Source organism: Dulcicalothrix desertica PCC 7102 (assembly GCF_003991905.1).
Lineage (GTDB): Bacteria > Cyanobacteriota > Cyanobacteriia > Cyanobacteriales > Nostocaceae > Dulcicalothrix > Dulcicalothrix desertica.
The window spans coordinates 298,351-315,908 of sequence record NZ_RSCL01000004.1; the positions used below are offsets into that span (position 1 = coordinate 298,351).

24 protein-coding genes are annotated in these 17,558 nt (G+C 37.5%); 13 read left to right on the forward strand and 11 right to left on the reverse strand.

Annotated features, from left to right (window positions below; translation table 11 throughout):
* Positions 1-76: 76 nt before the first annotated feature.
* Both DSM106972_RS10510 and DSM106972_RS10515 read right to left on the reverse strand, forming a co-directional pair.
* The gene (locus tag DSM106972_RS10510) at positions 77-412 is read right to left on the reverse strand and encodes a hypothetical protein (RefSeq protein ID WP_127080642.1); all 336 of its coding nucleotides are present in this window, start codon (positions 410-412) and stop codon (positions 77-79) included.
* A 25-nt stretch (positions 413-437) separates the two neighbouring features.
* Positions 438-776 carry a PadR family transcriptional regulator gene (locus DSM106972_RS10515; protein WP_127080643.1) on the reverse strand — a complete coding sequence of 113 codons (339 nt, stop codon included), beginning with the start codon at positions 774-776 and terminating at the stop codon, positions 438-440.
* A 69-nt stretch (positions 777-845) separates the two neighbouring features.
* Between DSM106972_RS10515 and DSM106972_RS10520 the strand changes: the two genes are divergently transcribed.
* Positions 846-1,064, forward strand: a complete 219-nt coding sequence (locus DSM106972_RS10520; RefSeq protein WP_127080644.1) for a hypothetical protein — start codon at positions 846-848, stop codon at positions 1,062-1,064.
* A 102-nt stretch (positions 1,065-1,166) separates the two neighbouring features.
* Positions 1,167-1,898 carry a hypothetical protein gene (locus DSM106972_RS10525; protein ID WP_127080645.1) on the forward strand — a complete coding sequence of 244 codons (732 nt, stop codon included), beginning with the start codon at positions 1,167-1,169 and terminating at the stop codon, positions 1,896-1,898.
* 180 nt (positions 1,899-2,078) lie between these two features.
* On the opposite strand, the gene DSM106972_RS10530 is transcribed toward DSM106972_RS10525, so the two are convergent.
* Positions 2,079-2,831 carry a gamma-glutamyl-gamma-aminobutyrate hydrolase family protein gene (locus DSM106972_RS10530; RefSeq protein WP_127080646.1) on the reverse strand — a complete coding sequence of 251 codons (753 nt, stop codon included), beginning with the start codon at positions 2,829-2,831 and terminating at the stop codon, positions 2,079-2,081.
* On the reverse strand, positions 2,824-6,321 hold the full coding sequence (locus tag DSM106972_RS10535) for a WD40 domain-containing protein (RefSeq protein WP_127080647.1): 3,498 nt from the start codon (positions 6,319-6,321) through the stop codon (positions 2,824-2,826). Before DSM106972_RS10535 ends, DSM106972_RS10530 begins: the two co-directional genes overlap by 8 nt.
* 361 nt (positions 6,322-6,682) lie before the next feature.
* On the opposite strand from DSM106972_RS10535, the gene DSM106972_RS10540 reads away from it, so the two are divergent.
* Positions 6,683-6,910, forward strand: coding sequence for a hypothetical protein (locus DSM106972_RS10540; RefSeq protein WP_019495398.1), 228 nt, complete (start codon positions 6,683-6,685; stop codon positions 6,908-6,910).
* A 47-nt stretch (positions 6,911-6,957) separates the two neighbouring features.
* Here DSM106972_RS10540 and miaB read toward each other — a convergent pair whose 3' ends face one another.
* Positions 6,958-8,322: a tRNA (N6-isopentenyl adenosine(37)-C2)-methylthiotransferase MiaB gene (gene miaB, locus DSM106972_RS10545; protein WP_127080648.1), complete on the reverse strand. Its 1,365-nt coding sequence runs from the start codon at positions 8,320-8,322 to the stop codon at positions 6,958-6,960.
* A 57-nt stretch (positions 8,323-8,379) separates the two neighbouring features.
* On the opposite strand from miaB, the gene DSM106972_RS10550 reads away from it, so the two are divergent.
* The 5 genes from DSM106972_RS10550 (at position 8,380) to DSM106972_RS10565 (ending at position 10,048) form a co-directional block, all read left to right on the forward strand.
* On the forward strand, positions 8,380-8,655 hold the full coding sequence (locus DSM106972_RS10550; RefSeq protein WP_127080649.1) for a nucleotide-binding protein: 276 nt from the start codon (positions 8,380-8,382) through the stop codon (positions 8,653-8,655).
* Between the two features lie 63 nt (positions 8,656-8,718).
* A complete protein-coding gene (locus DSM106972_RS10555) occupies positions 8,719-9,021 on the forward strand; it encodes a hypothetical protein (RefSeq protein ID WP_127080650.1) in 303 nt (100 codons plus the stop codon).
* A gap of 24 nt (positions 9,022-9,045) precedes the next feature.
* On the forward strand, positions 9,046-9,477 hold the full coding sequence (locus tag DSM106972_RS10560; RefSeq protein ID WP_127080651.1) for a hypothetical protein: 432 nt from the start codon (positions 9,046-9,048) through the stop codon (positions 9,475-9,477).
* Entirely contained in the window at positions 9,474-9,641 is a 168-nt protein-coding gene (locus DSM106972_RS51340; RefSeq protein WP_158632805.1) for a hypothetical protein, read from the forward strand. Before DSM106972_RS10560 ends, DSM106972_RS51340 begins: the two co-directional genes overlap by 4 nt.
* Before the next feature lie 101 nt (positions 9,642-9,742).
* Positions 9,743-10,048, forward strand: coding sequence for a hypothetical protein (locus DSM106972_RS10565; RefSeq protein ID WP_127080652.1), 306 nt, complete (start codon positions 9,743-9,745; stop codon positions 10,046-10,048).
* Positions 10,049-10,180: 132 nt separating this feature from the next.
* Here DSM106972_RS10565 and DSM106972_RS10570 read toward each other — a convergent pair whose 3' ends face one another.
* Positions 10,181-10,429 carry a DUF4351 domain-containing protein gene (locus DSM106972_RS10570; protein WP_127080653.1) on the reverse strand — a complete coding sequence of 83 codons (249 nt, stop codon included), beginning with the start codon at positions 10,427-10,429 and terminating at the stop codon, positions 10,181-10,183.
* 262 nt (positions 10,430-10,691) lie between these two features.
* Between DSM106972_RS10570 and DSM106972_RS10575 the strand changes: the two genes are divergently transcribed.
* Positions 10,692-11,099: an RNA ligase family protein gene (locus DSM106972_RS10575; RefSeq protein ID WP_127080654.1), complete on the forward strand. Its 408-nt coding sequence runs from the start codon at positions 10,692-10,694 to the stop codon at positions 11,097-11,099.
* Here DSM106972_RS10575 and DSM106972_RS10580 read toward each other — a convergent pair.
* Positions 11,083-11,460: a response regulator gene (locus DSM106972_RS10580; RefSeq protein ID WP_158632806.1), complete on the reverse strand. Its 378-nt coding sequence runs from the start codon at positions 11,458-11,460 to the stop codon at positions 11,083-11,085. The two genes, DSM106972_RS10575 and DSM106972_RS10580, sit on opposite strands and share 17 nt — an antisense overlap.
* Before the next feature lie 80 nt (positions 11,461-11,540).
* Complete coding sequence (locus tag DSM106972_RS10585; protein ID WP_127080656.1) at positions 11,541-11,864, reverse strand: hypothetical protein; 324 nt, start codon at positions 11,862-11,864, stop codon at positions 11,541-11,543.
* 21 nt (positions 11,865-11,885) lie between these two features.
* Between DSM106972_RS10585 and DSM106972_RS53315 the strand changes: the two genes are divergently transcribed.
* Positions 11,886-12,035, forward strand: coding sequence for a hypothetical protein (locus tag DSM106972_RS53315; protein ID WP_233787883.1), 150 nt, complete (start codon positions 11,886-11,888; stop codon positions 12,033-12,035).
* Between the two features lie 92 nt (positions 12,036-12,127).
* Here the strand turns inward: DSM106972_RS53315 and DSM106972_RS10590 are convergent, their stop codons facing one another.
* Complete coding sequence (locus DSM106972_RS10590) at positions 12,128-13,561, reverse strand: carotenoid oxygenase family protein (protein ID WP_127080657.1); 1,434 nt, start codon at positions 13,559-13,561, stop codon at positions 12,128-12,130.
* A gap of 20 nt (positions 13,562-13,581) precedes the next feature.
* On the reverse strand, positions 13,582-13,959 hold the full coding sequence (locus DSM106972_RS10595) for a VOC family protein (protein ID WP_127080658.1): 378 nt from the start codon (positions 13,957-13,959) through the stop codon (positions 13,582-13,584).
* 80 nt (positions 13,960-14,039) lie between these two features.
* Here DSM106972_RS10595 and DSM106972_RS10600 point away from each other — a divergent pair, with 80 nt between their 5' ends.
* Positions 14,040-14,702, forward strand: coding sequence for a DUF4291 domain-containing protein (locus DSM106972_RS10600; protein ID WP_127080659.1), 663 nt, complete (start codon positions 14,040-14,042; stop codon positions 14,700-14,702).
* Between the two features lie 458 nt (positions 14,703-15,160).
* Entirely contained in the window at positions 15,161-15,343 is a 183-nt protein-coding gene (locus DSM106972_RS10605; protein WP_127080660.1) for a hypothetical protein, read from the forward strand.
* A 34-nt stretch (positions 15,344-15,377) separates the two neighbouring features.
* On the opposite strand, the gene DSM106972_RS10610 is transcribed toward DSM106972_RS10605, so the two are convergent.
* The gene (locus tag DSM106972_RS10610) at positions 15,378-15,719 is read right to left on the reverse strand and encodes a hypothetical protein (protein WP_019495384.1); all 342 of its coding nucleotides are present in this window, start codon (positions 15,717-15,719) and stop codon (positions 15,378-15,380) included.
* 754 nt (positions 15,720-16,473) lie between these two features.
* Between DSM106972_RS10610 and DSM106972_RS10615 the strand changes: the two genes are divergently transcribed.
* Positions 16,474-17,556, forward strand: a complete 1,083-nt coding sequence (locus tag DSM106972_RS10615; protein WP_127080661.1) for a class I fructose-bisphosphate aldolase — start codon at positions 16,474-16,476, stop codon at positions 17,554-17,556.
* Positions 17,557-17,558 lie beyond the last annotated feature (2 nt).

Below are 17,558 nucleotides of genomic sequence, written 5' to 3' on the forward strand. Positions count from 1 at the left end.
AGCAAAATATAACATTTCCTTTCCTTTCCATTCCATGCAAAACACAACCACTGCCCCCCAGCTGGTAATAAGCACTTCAGTGCTTCCCCCTCATCACCCACCAAACTCCCCCAACCAACCCCATCAAACTAAAAACAGCCTGCAAAACACAATTCCTAACCCTCAAAAAACGAAAATAACTCCCCGCAAGTAAATGCTGCTCCCGCGCAGTACTCCACAACTCAGACAAAACCAAATACCAAACCCCCACCAAACCCCAAACTCCCCCAACACGCATAGCATCCCAACACATATCCTCAAACACCATAACCATCTGCTCACCAAACTCACATCGAAACCCAACAGGATAAATAACCAACAAACAACTATAAATTCCAACCGATAACTTTAACGCTAATCGTGACACCAACATAACCTTCCTCCTTTGATTAGCGCATTTAAATCGATGAAAGCAAATTTTTAGTCCTAGCCATATCCACCAACTCCTCCAACCGCCGAGCCTCTAACCCAATAACTTCTCGTCCCAACTCAGTAATACTGTAATACCGTCGTCGCTCATCATCACAGGCGCCTGTACCCTCGCATTCCACAATTAACTTATCCATAACCAAACGCTTAATAGCTGTATAAAGCGTTCCAGGGCCAAGCTTAACCAAACCACCCGTCCGAACGAAGACCTCCTGCATAATTCCATAACCGTGACGGTCAGCATCAGCAAGCGAAAGCAGTATATGAAACACTGCGGGTTTTAGCGGCAAAAAATCAATAGCTTTCATATTTAATCACTTTATATCGAATCTAGATATATCATAATATAATATATCCATTTTAGATATACCGGAAATATGATACATGCATACTTACTAATCGCAGCTTCTGCAACCAGCTTATTTTGGGCGCTTTTCGAGCTATGCCAAGCGCTCCAACTCCCAGTCGTGAGAAAAATAGACCCAGACTATCCATCAGAAAGTGGTGTAAGGGCGCCAAAAAGACCTCCTAATGGGCCATTAGATGCATTCGCAACACCAGAAATAGATGGCAGCAACATTTCTCACATCCCCTAAGAAAATTAATTATTACTCTTGTGGAACAGGCATCCTTGCCTGTTTATTTTACTTTGATAAATAATAAATTAAAATAAAAGCCTACTATTTAGTTTTAAATATATGGCAACTCAAAATGCCGAGCAAATATTTCAAGAATACATAACAAAGCTTTATCAACAACATTTACCATCGCAACATACCTTCTTTGCCAATTTACGTTCGTCAAGCAGCGAAAAGCTGAATAATCGAAATTTACTAGGACATTTACACCTACGATATCAAGCAGCATGTCATGCCACGCGCGTCATGGTATATCACATACCACACCTTGATAGCCCATCATTACGAGTACGTAAGCTGCGAGTTATTAACGATGATGATGGTTTAATGAATGGTGATACCCATCATTATCAATTAACTCGTGCATTTGTACGAATGGGCGCCAAAATTTTAATTGATGACGAAGAGTTTGGTAGTTTAAATACACTACAAAATATTCTTGACCCAATTACAGCAAAATTTATATTATTAGTACAAAATTTGTATCCAAAATCATTGGGTCCCTGGTGCGTAATAGAAATGTTTGCCGATGATTGGATGCGCGCGATTATGAATAGTTTATCTAAATGTTTTCCTTTTATTAAGGAAGAAGCTTATTTTGCTGACTGTTTTAGCGAAGGAATAGAAACAAGACACGCACACGAAGCTTTAGATTTAACTAGTTTAGTTATTAGAGATAACCCTGAATTATTAAATGGTACTATTGAAGGCGCCCGAGTTATGGCGAATGGGTTGGATATGCTATGGTCTGGATTCGATGATTTATTACAGCATTATTGGCAACGGATATAACGGATGTAACGGATGGCAATACTGCCAATACTGCTCGGTTAAGAAAATGCGATAAAACCATAAACCTTGTAGAGACGCGATTAATCGCGTCTCTACGTGCCCTCTGCGCCTCTGTGGTAAAAAATAATCATAGTAACTGCACAGCCCCGGAAGGCTGTGCTACGAAATCACAAGGGGAGATTAAGCTGATAATAGGTTTTGTTTACTATAAGTAGATTCTATAAATCCTTGGAAAATGCGCTCATGGTTGGGGTCATTTTGGGACATTTCAGGATGCCATTGTACTCCTACTGCCCAAGGATGGTGTATATGTTCTGCTGCTTCTATTACTTTATCTTCGACAGAGTGAGCTACCGGGCGCCAGTTAGATGGTAGTATACCTACTGCTTGGTGATGCCATGAAACTACTGATATATGAGTTTTTTGTATCAATTTTCCTAAGCGACTATTTGCTGTAATTGTTACATCATGTTCTGTAGATTTACGAATACCTGGTTCTGGTTCTAAGCGATGTGAAACTGATGTGCCATAATCATCTGGAATATGCGGTATTAAAGTACCACCAGAAGCAACGATGAGTATTTGTAACCCACGACAAATGCCCAATACGGGTATGTGATTTTCTAATGCGAACTTTGCTAAGTTGATTTCAAATGCATCGCGCTCGTTATCTACCGAATATACCATCGGGTGAGCGGCGCCGTTATATAAAGCTGGGTTAATATCTCCTCCACCTGTAATTATCAAACCATGAAGTGGTTTTAATAGCGTTGCCGCATTACTTTCTCCTGGTGGCAACAATACTGGAGTACCACCTGCTTTACGCACTGAGTCTAAATAGGTACTTGGTAAAGAAAAAGGAATTGGATCGTGGCGCCCATATGTTGTAATACCAATTAATGTATTCTGATAATTAGAATAAGTTTTACTCATCTTCTTTAATAGCTCCTAAAGTTTTTAAAGTGTTAATTTGGGCTTTTGTAAGATTAACAACACCAGTAATATTCAAACCTTCGTAAAGTCTTGGCGCCCGGAGTGAATATAACTGTTGACCTGTGGTAACATCCCAAAGTGCGATATTACCGTCTTCACTGCTACTAGCCAAAGTTTGACCATCAGGACTAAAAGCTACTGACCATAGTCTTTCTCGATGTCCTGGCAAAGTTTTGTATATTTCATTTGTAGTTATATCCCAAATTTCTAAATTCGCACTACCACCACTTACAGCTAAAAAGCGGCCATCGGGACTAAAAGCAATTGAACGCACCCAACCAATGGAAACTTTTAATGTCCGTATTTCATTACCTGTCGTCACATCCCATAACTTGACTGTTTTATCTTCGCTACCACTCGCAAGTATTTTGCCGTTGGGGTGAAATTTTACAGACCGAACCCAATCATTATGACCTTTGAGAGTTTGTATACACTCAAGGGTGTTCGCATTCCAAAGCTTAATCGTTTTATCTTCGCTACCACTAGCTACCCTAAACCCATCTGGACTAAATGTTACAGACCAAATCCAACTATTGTGACGTTCGGTAGTTTTGCGAAGCTTTCCACTTTCAACATTCCAAACTCGCACCAATTTATCATCTCCTGCACTCACCAGGTTTTTACCGTCTGGACTAAAAGCTATCGAGAGAACTCGGTCGGGGTGGTCGGTAAAAGTATTTATGAGATTACCGCTTTTGATATCCCAAAGCTTTATTGTTTTGTCGTCGCTACCACTGGCAATAATAGTGTTATTACTACCACTAGGACTAACTGCTATCGCACGTATTCTATTTTGATGCGCTTCAAGCGTTTTAGTTAATTCACCTGTATTAGTATCCCAAATTTTGATAGTTTGGTCTTCATCACCACTTACTAAAATACCATCTGAACTAAAACCAACCGACCAAGACCAATTTGTGTGACCTTGAAAAGTTTTTAAACATTCACCGGTATCAACATCCCAAATTTTTACAGTTTTGTCATCGCTACTGCTAATCAAGGTTTCACAATCTTCACCGCAGAAAGTTACGCACCAAACCCTTGCAGTATGTCCACGTAAAATATTTTTGCGTTTACCTGTACTAACGTTCCAAATTACAACATCGCAATCTTCACCAGCACTAGCTAATAAATTACGCTTTGAATGAAAAGCTACTGACCGCACCCAACTTTTATGTCCTATCAGGGTTTTTAACTCTTTACTGCTTTCAACATCCCAAAGAATAATTTTAGAATCATCGCTGCTGCTGGCTAAAATTTTACCATCTTGACTAAACGCGATAGACCGAACACGTGCGGTATGTGCTTGTAGAGTCTTTAAATATTCTCCGCTTGTTGCATCCCATAAAATCACACTCTTATCACTGCTACCACTAGCTAATATATTGCCATCGGGACTAAATGCGACACAACGCACCCAGTTAACATGTTTTTCTAGTACTTTGTATTCACCTGTATCTAGGCGCCAAAGTCGAATTGTTTTATCTTCGCTTGCACTTGCGATAATATTACAATTGGGACTAATTGCCACAGACCAAACCCGTTGTTGATGACCTTTTAAAGTTTTTAAACATTGCCCAGTAGATGTGTCCCAGAGCATAACAGTTTTATCATCGCTAGCGCTAGCAAGAATTTTACCGTTACTGCTAAAAGCAATCGAACGCACCCAATTAGTGTGTCCTTCCATTGTTATCCATTGCTGACCTTCACTATATCTCACACGAATTATACTTTTTGTATCACCCATTGCCCAAATTGAATCAACAGGACTAGAAGCTAATGATAAAACTGTACCAAATGATTCGGTAAAACGAGATTTGTTTAAGTCGGAGTTAGTAAAGTTAACGTTGCATAACTTTGCACCACGCAGGTAAGCTTGCCAAATCGTTAAATTCGATAAATCTAAACCTGATAAGTCATAATCTTTGTAAAGCAATAAGTTAATAATATTACCTACTGCATAATTAGTTAATTTATCTTTTGCTTTTTCAAGTGCTTCAACAAGCTTTAAATTAATTTCTGATGCTGATATACTTTGACAAATAGGTTCTAATATAACTTCGATTTGCCGATTTCTAATGTAATCTTTAGCTGTAGCTTCAATCAAAGCATATTGATTTAATAAATCGTATTCTCCAGTTTTAATTTCTTCACTCACTTGTCGAATGAGTAAAGCAATCATATACTCCATCACAACGTTTTGGAGTGTAAACTTGCCGTCAACTGTTTCAATTAAAGAGCGTGTTTTGAGTTTTTCTAAGCTATCAACTAAGTCAAAAAATACTGGCTTATCAACTATTTCATCGAATAAATCTTTGATTTTAACTGGTTCACGATTAATAGCTAACCAGTACAAAACCTTTTTTTCTATATCAGACAAATTATTAAACTGACCATCTAATAAACTTTCAATTCCTACAAAAGCTGTTAAACCTTGTTCAATAAACTCATCTATATCTCCACTGAATAAATCTTTAATAAAAGTAGAGACAATTTTTAATGCTAAGGGATTACCACTATATAGCTGTACTAAGTCAAGCATTGCTTTTTTAGACCCGATTAATCCCTTATCTTCTAAAATATTTAACCCTTCATCTTCTATTAACCCTGGTAAAAGCAGTGAACGAATCGGTAAATGTTCTCCTTCTTGAACTGCAATATATTCAGGTTTAATACGACTAGTTATAACTAAACAGCTTTGATGGAACGATTCAGATATCCGCTTAATTAATACATTATAGTCTTGATACTCTTTTCGATATAATCCAACATTTTGCTCTGTATCGAGAATCGATTCAAAATTATCGAGAACTATCAAACAACGTGATTTACGCATATACTCGATTAATATCGATATATCGCTAACATTACCCTTAATTTTGATTTCTTTTTGGTCAGAGAAAAATTTGATGCAGTCTACTAATATTTTCTCTAACTTCGGCGCCTCTCTTAGACTTCGCCAAATAATAAAATCAAATTGCGGAGACTCAAAATCATTCAACAATTCAATCAACTTAACAGATAGAGTAGTTTTACCTAACCCACCCATCCCCAAAAGAGTCACGACACGACAATGCGTTTCAATTATCCAGTATTTTAACGTTTCTAATTCGTTTTGGCGCCCATAAAAATTTTGTGTACTGGGTGCTTCTCCTAAGTCGAGTCGCGTTTTACTGACAACTGGCAAAAATTCAGAAACATCATAAACAGGAAATTCCTTATCGTAATGGCTAAAGAGCGTCAGCAACTCAACCCGCTTGCTAACTCCAAACGCTTGATACAATCTTTCTAAGTATTTTCTGACCGTAGCTGGTTTGATGCTGAGTACATTAGCAATAGCATCATCCGATTCACCTACTAACACCATTTGCAACACCTCTTTACGTCGAGGTGTTAGCTTGTCGAAAATTTGCTTAATATTTTCGTCCATTATTAGCTCCAGACTTTTGTGACAATATTCTTGTATAAACGGTCTTTGTGTGACACGTGTCACGGATATTATCTTATCGTATTGTCACAGACGCGACATGTCGCGTCTCTACACCCAAATGTAAACTTTTACAACATTTTCTCAGCAATATTGACAGGTATAGAAAAGTAGTGCTAGATTTTAAGTGTCACAAATTACGTAAGTAAATGTCACAAAGCTGCGGTCAGAGGGTGTGAATAAAATAGCGTTGCAGCATTAGTTAGATGCACGGTGAGGAGAAGGTGACAATTCAGATGGAAATGGTTTACTAGTAAAAATATACCTACCTAGTCTTCTTGAGTCACAAAGCGAGCATATTACCATGACTACTAATAATTACAGCCCACTATTTCGTTTGGTTGCAAGATTCATCAAATACTTCTTGCTAATGAGTTTGGGAATTGCGATAGCTTATACACTAGCGAATGTTTTAGGAGCATCGCATTTTGGTATGAGCTTAGTTGGGATTGCATTTGGCTGGTTCTGGCGCCTGGGAGTAATGTTATTGTGCTTGATAGCAGTAACAATGATTTATGAATCTTTACGATGAAAATCTTAGAAACCTGGTTTCTACCCAATAAGAAACCAGGTTTCTGATTACACAAGTGCAGGTTCTTGAACCTTTACAGGAACACCCGTCAAACTAAAAGCACGAACTTCGGTAATTTTAACTTTGACTAACTGACCCTTGAGTTGGTTAATATCTCCGGTAAAGAAAGTCAAACGGTTTCCACCGGTTCTACCCATAACTTGGGTGACATCTTTAGGGTTTTGGTCTTCTACAAGGACTTCTTCGATACGTCCCATATATCTTTGCGAACGTTCTGCTGCTTTGATATTAACGAGATGATTGAGACGTTGTAATCTGTCACTTTTAACTTCTTCGCTCAATTGATTATCCCATACTGCCGCAGGTGTACCGGGTCGAGGTGAGTATGCAGCAGTATTCAACATATCAAAGCCAATATCTTCAGTTAGTTTGAGGGTATTTTCAAACTGCTGTTCTGTTTCTCCAGGAAAACCAACAATTGCATCAGCGCTAATCGATGCATCGGGCATGTATTCGCGAACTTTATCGATGATACGTCGATATTTTTCTTGGGTGTACCCGCGTGACATTCTTTTTAACACTTCGTTATCACCTGACTGAAAGGGGATATGAAAGTGTTCGCACACCTTGGGTAATTCTGCACAAGCTTTAATCAACCGTTCGGTAAAATAGCGGGGGTGAGAAGTTGCAAATCGAATTCGTTCGATACCTGGTACATCGTGTACATAATATAGTAAATCAGTCAGCGTGTGGAGATGGCGCCCTTCGGGAGTGCTACCAGGTAAGTCACGTCCGTATGCATCTATATTTTGACCCAATAACGTAATTTCTTTGTAACCCTGGCGCCCTAATTGTTCAATTTCGGCACGAATAGCTTCGGGAGTACGGGACTGTTCAACACCTCGCACACCAGGAACAACACAATAAGTGCAGCGTTCGTTACATCCATAAATTACATTAACCCACGCCGTCACCTTACTATCGCGACGGGGCTTAGTAATATCCTCCATAATATGTACAGCTTCTGTAGCAACAACTTGGTTGCCATCAAAAACTTGCTGTAACAAATCTTTAAGACGGTTAGCGTGCTGTGGCCCCATCACCAAATCTAATTCGGGAACACGTCGCAATAAAGATTCTCCTTCTTGCTGCGCGACGCAACCAGCAACAACCAAAGTTAAATCAGGTTCTGAGTGCTTGCGCTTCGCTTGCCTACCTAAATAAGAATATACTTTTTGTTCGGCGTTATCACGAATAGTACAAGTATTGTAAAGTATTACATTCGCTTGGTTTGGGTCTTCTGACCACTCAAAGCCCATGTCTTCTAGAATACCAGCCATGCGCTCCGAGTCAGCTTTATTCATCTGGCAACCGAAGGTAGTAATATGGTAGCGGCGGTTAGAAGTGGTCATAATAAACGATAGCTTAAAAACGAATATACTTAATGTACCTTCTAAATTATATGAAAAATGTTGAAGTTACTTGTTAACGCGCCAAAAGGTGGAATAGGTAAAACAACGATAGCGACCAACGCAGCACTCCTTTTAGCAAAGGAAGGTAAAAAAATTTTAGCCTGTAAGTTGTCTGGTTCATCCCGAATGGACGAACACATTCAGGCAAAGCAACTTGAATACCCTGGACTTTACGATAGTATTACAGTTTGGGAACCCGATAACGACAAGCTGCCAACAAATTTCCAAGGACAAGGAAATCCTGATGTTGTAGTGGTAGATTCAGATGATTAGTGGAAAATACTAAACGATTTGGTGGATAAGAAAAACAAAGGCTGGAGGGTTATTGCTCCCATTGTGCCTAATGAACCAGAGGGAATGCAAGTTATACCCGATGAACTAGCTACGGTTTTTATGCAATCTCAAATTACTGGGGTCGGCATTAAGTTAAAAATATTACCAAACAAATGTGGTGAAAAAGATACTATTGAGAACGATATTAGTCTAGTTAAAATAAGATTACAACAAAAATCCTTATTAAAAGCACTCAGTTCTTACTATTTACCTTACGCGGGCATGTTTTACCCACCTGTATTTATTGATACAAATAACCTCTTTCGAGATCAGTTACGTGCAGCACTTAAGGAGCTAGGAATTTAAAATTAATAAAAGGAGCGAGTTTTTATGGCAAGTAAGCAATTAATGGCTAGTTTGACTGCAAGCTTAAAAAATAGTCTCAATCGAAAACAAAAGCTTGTTTTGAATGAAAATAAACTGAACTGCGATATATTGAAAGATGTTAAAATAGGACTTGATATTCATAGTACAAAGCGTGTAATTGAAATAGTTTTTCGTATATTAGCTGTTGCGGAACTTGAAAAAAAACAATCTATTTATAAGTTTTCTTCATATGATTACGTAAATAAAATAGAAGAATTATCAAATTTATCAGATGGCGATTGTATAGTTAATATTCCAATTTGGATGTTGATTGCAACATCAGATATAGTTCGTGAGAAATATAATCAATTTGAGTTTAAATTTATAGAAGATGTAATTGAAGTGTTACTACTTAATTCTTTTTTACAAATACAGTTTTTATGGAACCCTAAATGAGTATTAATAAGTATTTAGTTCAATCCTTTGTTAATGATTTGCTAGAAGGAAGTCCTGAAGATAAATTATTTTACCAGAATAGGATTATCGATTTATTAGGTGGAGATTCAACGCTAAATGTTAATAATTTACCACCTAGAAGAGGGAGAGCAGATGAGGATTAGATGGTCGTATTCCTGTAATTGCTCCATTAATTATAAAACAAACTTTACCTAATACCTTACTGCCTAATACACGTGGAATTTTATTCGAGATAGGTAATAACGTGCTTCAAGAAGCCGGAATAAATATTAAAATTCAAAAACAAAAATTTAGTACAGAACAATTTGGTGGTTTCAAAGATGCCCTTGAACGTGAAAAATTGTACATAGGCATAATTATTACAGCTTTAGATTTATCTCCAGATGTAAAACAAAGAATATATGATATACAGCAAGATAAAATTTATATTTTTGCTCATATTTTATTGCAAGACTTGCTAATGGGTGAGATTAAGGTTAAAGGATTTGAATTCGCTTGTGGAGATATATCTTTACAAATTTTTAGAGAACTCTCAAAATCGATTGAATGACTTAACCGTTTGTGTGCGACAGTCTAAAGGTACTTAGTGGCGCCGTTTCTAAACTTGATAAATCGAAAATTGATGTAGAAACGCCTTGAGTGATGGCGCCTCTACAAAATAGTACAGTAAATGGTACTAAATTTACTGGTTAAAGTAAGCTAATAATTCCTCGCGCGGCTTTAATAGTAAAACTGTATATTCTTCAGTTGGCAATGTTAACAGAGAGGGAATGATGCTAGCTAGCTCAGGGTCAATTTTACCAAAACGAGCTTTGAGTAAATTTTCGATTACAAGACGCTGCTCTTGTTGGCGCCCTTGCTCAAGTCCTTGCTCAAGTCCTTGCTGCTTGGTTTTTTCTTCCCACTCTTGGTAAACTTCAGATAAAAGCATAGCTACTCTCCTTTCTTCAGCATTAGTTGTTTCAGCTACATCTATAGTAATTTTCCAACTCGATAATAGCCTTAATATTTGAGAACGTTGATTATCATTGTCAGGTAAAGCTAAAACTTCTTTGACTGCCCGTTTCTGAACTTTACCAGTTCCAAACAGCCTAAAAAATAAAGTTTCTGTTGATGAAGATTGCTTGCAACGGATAAAACGGATGTAACGGATGTCTTATGTTACAATGTAATATATAGTTTCAATTCTGTTTATGGATAGTGCAAGTTGGAAATATAGTAGTTATGAGAAGATATCAGAGGGTCTGAATCAATTGCAGTTGAATGAGTCGGACTATCGGTTATTAAAGAAGGTTGACTGGGTTGTAACAGAGAAAATTCACGGCGCCAATTTTGGTATAATTGTAACATTAAATAGATTGAAAAATGTTATTTCAAAAGTCGGAAGATTTTCTGGAAATGACAATCAAAAAGAGCGACAATTAAAATTAATAGTGGAGTTATTAATATGGGATATTTTAGATAGTTTTAATGAGACGGGAGCTGAAAAAAGTTTTAATAATTTGTCTAGTGAAAGTCAGCAATTGATTATTAATAAGTTAGAAGAAGCAGGACTCAAGCTAGTTGAAGAATATTATGATTTATTTAATTCAACAAGTTAATAACTGTCTCAATTAACTTTTCTGGTTTGACTGGTTTAGATAAATGCGCTTGAAAACCAGTTTGTAGTGCTAGTTGATAATTAATTTCTCCAGCATAAGCTGTTAATGCAAGCGCTTTGACTTGACTAAGATGTGGCGCCAATTTTCTTATTTGTTTTATGAGCATATAGCCATTCATATTTGGCATTCCAATATCGCTGATTAACACATCTGGTTGAAACTTGGCTAAAGCTGTTAATGCTTCTTCTCCTGAAGCTGCTGTAATTACATCTGCTGCTGCCTGTTGTAATATAAAGGCAATAACGTCTCTTGTATCGATTTCATCATCGACTACTAAAATTTTGGTGCCGTTTAAATCCAAAGCTGGTTTTGAGGGTTTATTATTATTCTGTACTACTTGTTGAATGGGGATGAGTGGAAGTTTTACGGTAAAAGTAGAACCTAAATCAAAGCAGCATTAATTTCCAAAGCGGCTTGAGTTAACTTTTGTAGCTGATTATTGACAATTTGTAGTTTATGTGCGCGTAGAAAAATCTCAGCTTCCATTTGGGAGGTGCGAAGTTGGAGTTCTGAGTTTATACGGCGCCTTTCCGAGTCTTGTTGTTTCAACAGCATAAACTCAGTAACATCTTCAGCTCGGTTGATAATAAAAGTAACTTCTCCGTCTGCATTCAAAACAGGTGAATTAATTGGACTCCAGTAGCGCACCTCAAATCCCCCTCCTTCCGATTCTGGGCGCCGAATGTCATACTTTAGTATTGCCATCCGATGTGGCAATACTAAAGTATGATTTTACCGCGAAATTTACTAATTGCGGTTACTTCAGCGGGTCAAGGAGGTTTAATCAAACCACTTGGTCATCACCAATTGCTGTTGGTATTGCTATTGAATGGCACTTACTTAAAAAATTGTAGGTTGGGTGGAGGCTTTGCGTAACCCAACATAACGTCAAAATTTGTTGGGTTCCGTTCCTCCACCCAACCTACGATCGAGTTTTGCGTGATCCGCGTAAGCGACATTCCACCCTACTATTCTTTCCAAGTACCGTGGAAACTGTGGGGTATGGCGCCAGGTAATTCAAGTTTACAAACAGGTTCTTCGTTTAATCTCGAAGCATCATAAATCCAAACTTCACTTGCATTCGATTTACCATCATATACAACGGTAATGACCCATGTTTGTGATGTATTTTCTAGGTCTTTGACATAAATTGGTTCGGATGGGTAACGATTTTCGCCAACATCAGCAATTGTAAGGGCGCCTGTATGATGGTCGTAACGTGCAATTGCGTTTAATATTTCTGTACTAATATCAGTTCCGGGTCGAAATGTTGATAAATATGTATACCGAGAATCTTTACCAACATATTCCGGTGGGACGTTAGGAAATTCACACTGACAATCTAATATTTTCTCAATTTTATTAACTTTGCCAGTTTGAGGGTTGAGAGAAACGCGCGATAAATGACTTTTCGCTGGTGTGTGTGTTTCACCGGTTGCGACTTCTTTCAAATATTGATTCGTTTGAAAATCATCATAGCGGGCAATATCTACAATTATGGCGCCTTCCGCATCAACATAACCGTTAGAAAAGTGCCATTGATACCAAGGTTCTGCTTCACCACGACTTACTATTTTCAGCGTTTGACGGTCAATAACTATAATTTGAGTACCTTTACTTGGTAGCCATTCTAACGCATCACTGAAGCATTTTGAAGCAGTAATGGCACCTAAGAAATTTAATCGTACTGGAGGTATAAAAAAGACTAAATATTGTCCTGCTAAAACAAAATCATGCACTAACGGTACACCATCAATATTATGTGCGGCTTTTTGCACTATTCGACCGCTAGCAGTACTTTTATAAATATGTAGCGTCGAATTTAACCCAGGAGTCATACCAAAATTATATATTTCTCCTGTATCAGCCGCACGCTTGTAGTGAGCAGAGTAAGGTAAGCTATCACTTAAGCCACCTAAATCATCTTCTCCATATGTATCCAGCGTCTTTAAATTCAAAGCATGAGGTTTACCACCTTCCCATAGAGCCAATAGTTTATCAGGTAACGCTAGAACAGAAGTATTTGCGGCATTTTTCACATCTTTAAAAATTTTATCCCAAAGAGAACCAGGCGCCACCATTCCATAGTTAGCGTATATTAATTTATTGGCAGTAGATTCTTCTTGATAACCACTAGTTTGAACGTAGCGATAAACTGCATTAGCACCAGAGTTATTAAAGTCAACAGCTAAAATGGCGCCATCTCCATCAAACCAGTGTCCCATACGAACACCACCACGTTCTAATCTACCTGGGCCATTACGATAAAGCGTACCACGCAAACCTTGAGGCATTTTTCCAGAGATAGTAGGCAGAGGAGTATGAGGAAATTCTTTGGCAGGTTCTAATATGACACTTGCCCAAGCTTTTTTATTGGCAGACACATTTACAGCAGTAGTCATGGGGGGTTACAGGTATCGGGTTATGCAACAACTATAGCTTGATGTAATATAATTCGATTACCATCAGGGTCATAAGCGTATATCTCTCTACCGTGAGATGCAGTAACTATGGCGCCTGTTGGTGGATGACCCAAACTTGTAAACTGTGCAATAACATCTTCTAAATCATTTACCTCCAAACACAAACTCATCTTACTTTGAGTCGCGTTTTTGAATTCATCTTCACTTGTCGTTTTCGGCTTGAAAATTCCCAATCTAATACCAGGTAAATGAAACTCAGCGTAAACATTGGGAATATAACTTTTAGGTTCGCCCAGTAATTTTGTATAGAATATAACCAACGTCTCCAAATTAGTCGATGCGATAGTTACAAGTGAATTTTTTAATTGTAAAACCATTGCGAATAGAATACTATAATATTAAATTTAATAATTAGATTGTAATCTAAAACAAATAATAATTTGGGATTTGTTTATAAATGAAATTATTAATAGAACCGTATTTAGAACAAGTAAAGCGTTTGCCTTTGTCTGGGCGCCATATTTTGGCTCAGTTTGACCAAGAGTCTATCGTAGTTTATCAAGCTTATAATTCAAATATTGGAAAGTTTGCTGCAAATAATGGTTACTTTGGCGGAGAATTTATTTTTGACAGGATGAGTTGGATTAAAACAAGTTTTTTGTGGATGATGTATAGGTCGGGATGGGGAACTAAACCAAATCAAGAGGTTATTCTCGCTATCTGGATTAAGCGTTTTGCTTTTGATGATATTTTAGCACAAACAGTGAGTTCTGATTATGTACCTGAACTTTATAGCAGTAAAGAAGAATGGCAACAAGCTGTCAAACATTCTTGTGTTAGGTTACAGTGGGATCCAGATTATGACCCGTGTCAAAAGCCTGTAGAAAGACGAGCTATACAGTTAGGGTTGCGTGGTAAAATATTAGCTCTTTATGCAAATGATTTTATTTTACATATAGAAGATATTTCCTCGTTTGTACGTGAGCAATATGTAAATAGGCTTGTTCGTAATCAAGAGCATTTATTAGTACCTGTACAATCGCTTTATTCGGTTGATGATTCAATAACTAGAACTAAAATTGGATTATTGCACTATAAAACCTCAAAGTGCCATAAATGACAATTTTATAGTGGCATTGATTTGAAGCTAAGGATAAACTATAGCAAAATCATAATTCCTCAGCTAAATGCCCCAAAAATTAATGGCGCCCAACTCCAAAATATATTAAGTGGCGCAGTTACAAACCAGAAGGTACCTGGCGCCGTGATGTATGTATCTACTATGCTTGCTTATACGTGATAACACTTGGCGCCAGATGAAAGCACCGTATTCGCTGGCGCTTTCATTGTAGCCTGTAATTCTAAAATAAAATGCTGTGTTTTACCCCGTAGGTGTGATACCCGTGTAAGGTGTGAGGGGTTATTGTATTAATCGCCAGAAACCCGGTTTCTTTGTAAAGTGTTGCGATTTGTATAGAAAATAAGTGTTTTAAAATTATTCTGTTGGATATGTTGTATGGATGAATAGCTTTACTAAGAGTTAATATTTCTTGTAATAGCATATTGTCTGATACCACTATGATTAACACTACTATTTATTCAGTAATTTGCCATCCAGAGCGTATTTTTACGGTATTTTCTACCGAATCTAAAGGATGGCAGTTTCGAGTTCTAAGTTCTGGAGGTGCAGTATATGGAGATGATAAGTTTTACTGCACCCAAGTAGCAGCAGAAAGAGCAGGTAGAAAATGGTTGAAATAAAGCAAATTCTCAGTATTATTACGGTTGTGCTTTGTTAGATAGCTTTCTTTTGAAATATACGCAATTGCTCAACTATGTGGTCTTCTATTTCTTGTTTATCTCGACTACTAGCACTTCGCTGATAGTTTCGACCAGTTTCTCTGACAAACTGACGTTTCTCACTTGTAGAAGACTTTGCTTTTGACCCTGGTTTTAAGAGAGTTTTCTGCAACTCTTCCCAAGTTTGTTCTGCGACAGCTTCACCGACTTTAACAAGTGCAGTCGGTAACAACCTTCGTGCTTCTGCACGAAATTCATCTTCGGTTTCAAGCGTTGATAAATCAACGCTTGCCAAACTGATATCACTAAAATCTACACTGTTTAAGTCAATCTTCATTTCTCTCTATCTCTTCAAAAAACTCATTCGTTACATCCGTTATATCAGTTGAACCGCGTTCCTCCAACTTCACAATTGCATTATAATCGGCGCCTGGATAAACTCTACCACGATACTCGCCTAACTCGTTTCTGAAAATTACAGCATTTCCCAGTATATAGTGGTCTATGTCACAAGTTTTGAGGAGTTGGTTAGCAACGGTACCACTCCTGTAACGGGTGATTTATTTGATACAAACAAATTTTTTTTTTTAAACGGCGCCTCCATTAAACGAATCAACTATCCGTTACATCCGTTCATCATCCGTTGCACTCCCTACCCACCAAAATTAATGACACAGTCCAGTAGTTTAAACTTACTTGTCCCAACGAGTTGCCATTCAAAAAACAGCAATATAGTATAATTGCACTTTGTTAAACATCTCTATTTTTAGAATAATCTGTCGAGGGGAAGAGTGTGATCACAACTGCTAACGCTAATGTATAACATGTGGTTAAAATTATTTTCTTGTTACTATGCTCCCCAAGGCAATTGTTTTTTTATGAACCACAAAGGTGACAAAGTTATTAAGGAAGATTAAGAGTCATTTAAAACCTAGTTTTGAATACCAGTTAGGTTTAGATTGAATGTTAGACTAAAAGGTTTTATTTTATTCTTTGTGGTTAATGATTTATTAATCTTTTATATATTTTAATTTTTAGTATAAATGTTATTTTAAAAGCAAGGTTGTACGTTTAGTTACAGAGATAAATATATGACTACGACAATGGCATCGCCTTCTTCTATTGAGTCTGTTTTAGGACAAGAAGCAGAAGATTTACTTAGTTATGAAGCAAAGGTTTCTAAGGATTTATTACATTTACCAGGGTCAGATTTTATTGACCGCGTTTGGTTAAGTAGTGACCGTACACCTCAAGTTATTCGCAGTTTACAAACTCTTTATTCTACGGGTAGACTTGCTTATACGGGTTATATATCTATTTTGCCTGTAGATCAAGGTATTGAACATTCGGCAGGCGCCTCTTTTGCACCAAATCCAATTTATTTTGACCCTGAAAATATTATTAGATTAGCAATCGCTGCTGGTTGTAATGGTGTGGCAACTACTTTAGGTGTTTTAGGGTCGGTATCACGTAAATATGCTCATAAAATTCCTTTTATTGCCAAAATTAATCATAATGAGTTGTTAACTTTTCCGAATCAGTTCGACCAAGTTATGTTTGGTGATGTTGAACAAGCTTGGAATTTGGGGGCAGTAGCTGTTGGCGCCACTATCTATTTTGGTTCTGAAAATTCAACGCGGCAAATTCAAGAAGTAAGCAAAGCATTTAAACGCGCGCATGAGTTGGGAATGGCAACTATATTATGGTGCTATTTGCGTAATAATGCTTTTAAACAAGATAAAGATTACCATATTGCCGCTGACTTAACAGGACAAGCGAACCATTTAGGGGTAACTATCGAAGCTGATATTATTAAGCAAAAGTTACCTGAGTGCAATAATGGTTATGGTGCAGTCGCGAAGGCAACGGGTGAGAGTTACGGCAAGACTAACGAAAAAATTTACAGCGAATTAACTAGTGACCATCCCATAGACTTAACCCGTTACCAGGTGTTGAATTGTTATTGTGGACGCGCAGGGTTGATAAATTCTGGTGGCGCCTCTGGTAAAAACGATTTTGCTGAGGCTATACGTACCGCAGTTATTAATAAACGTGCGGGTGGAACTGGGTTAATTTCGGGACGTAAAACATTCCAGCGTCCTTTTGAAGAAGGTGTGAAGTTATTTCATGCTATTCAAGATGTATATTTGTCTGACGAAGTAACAATAGCTTAAGA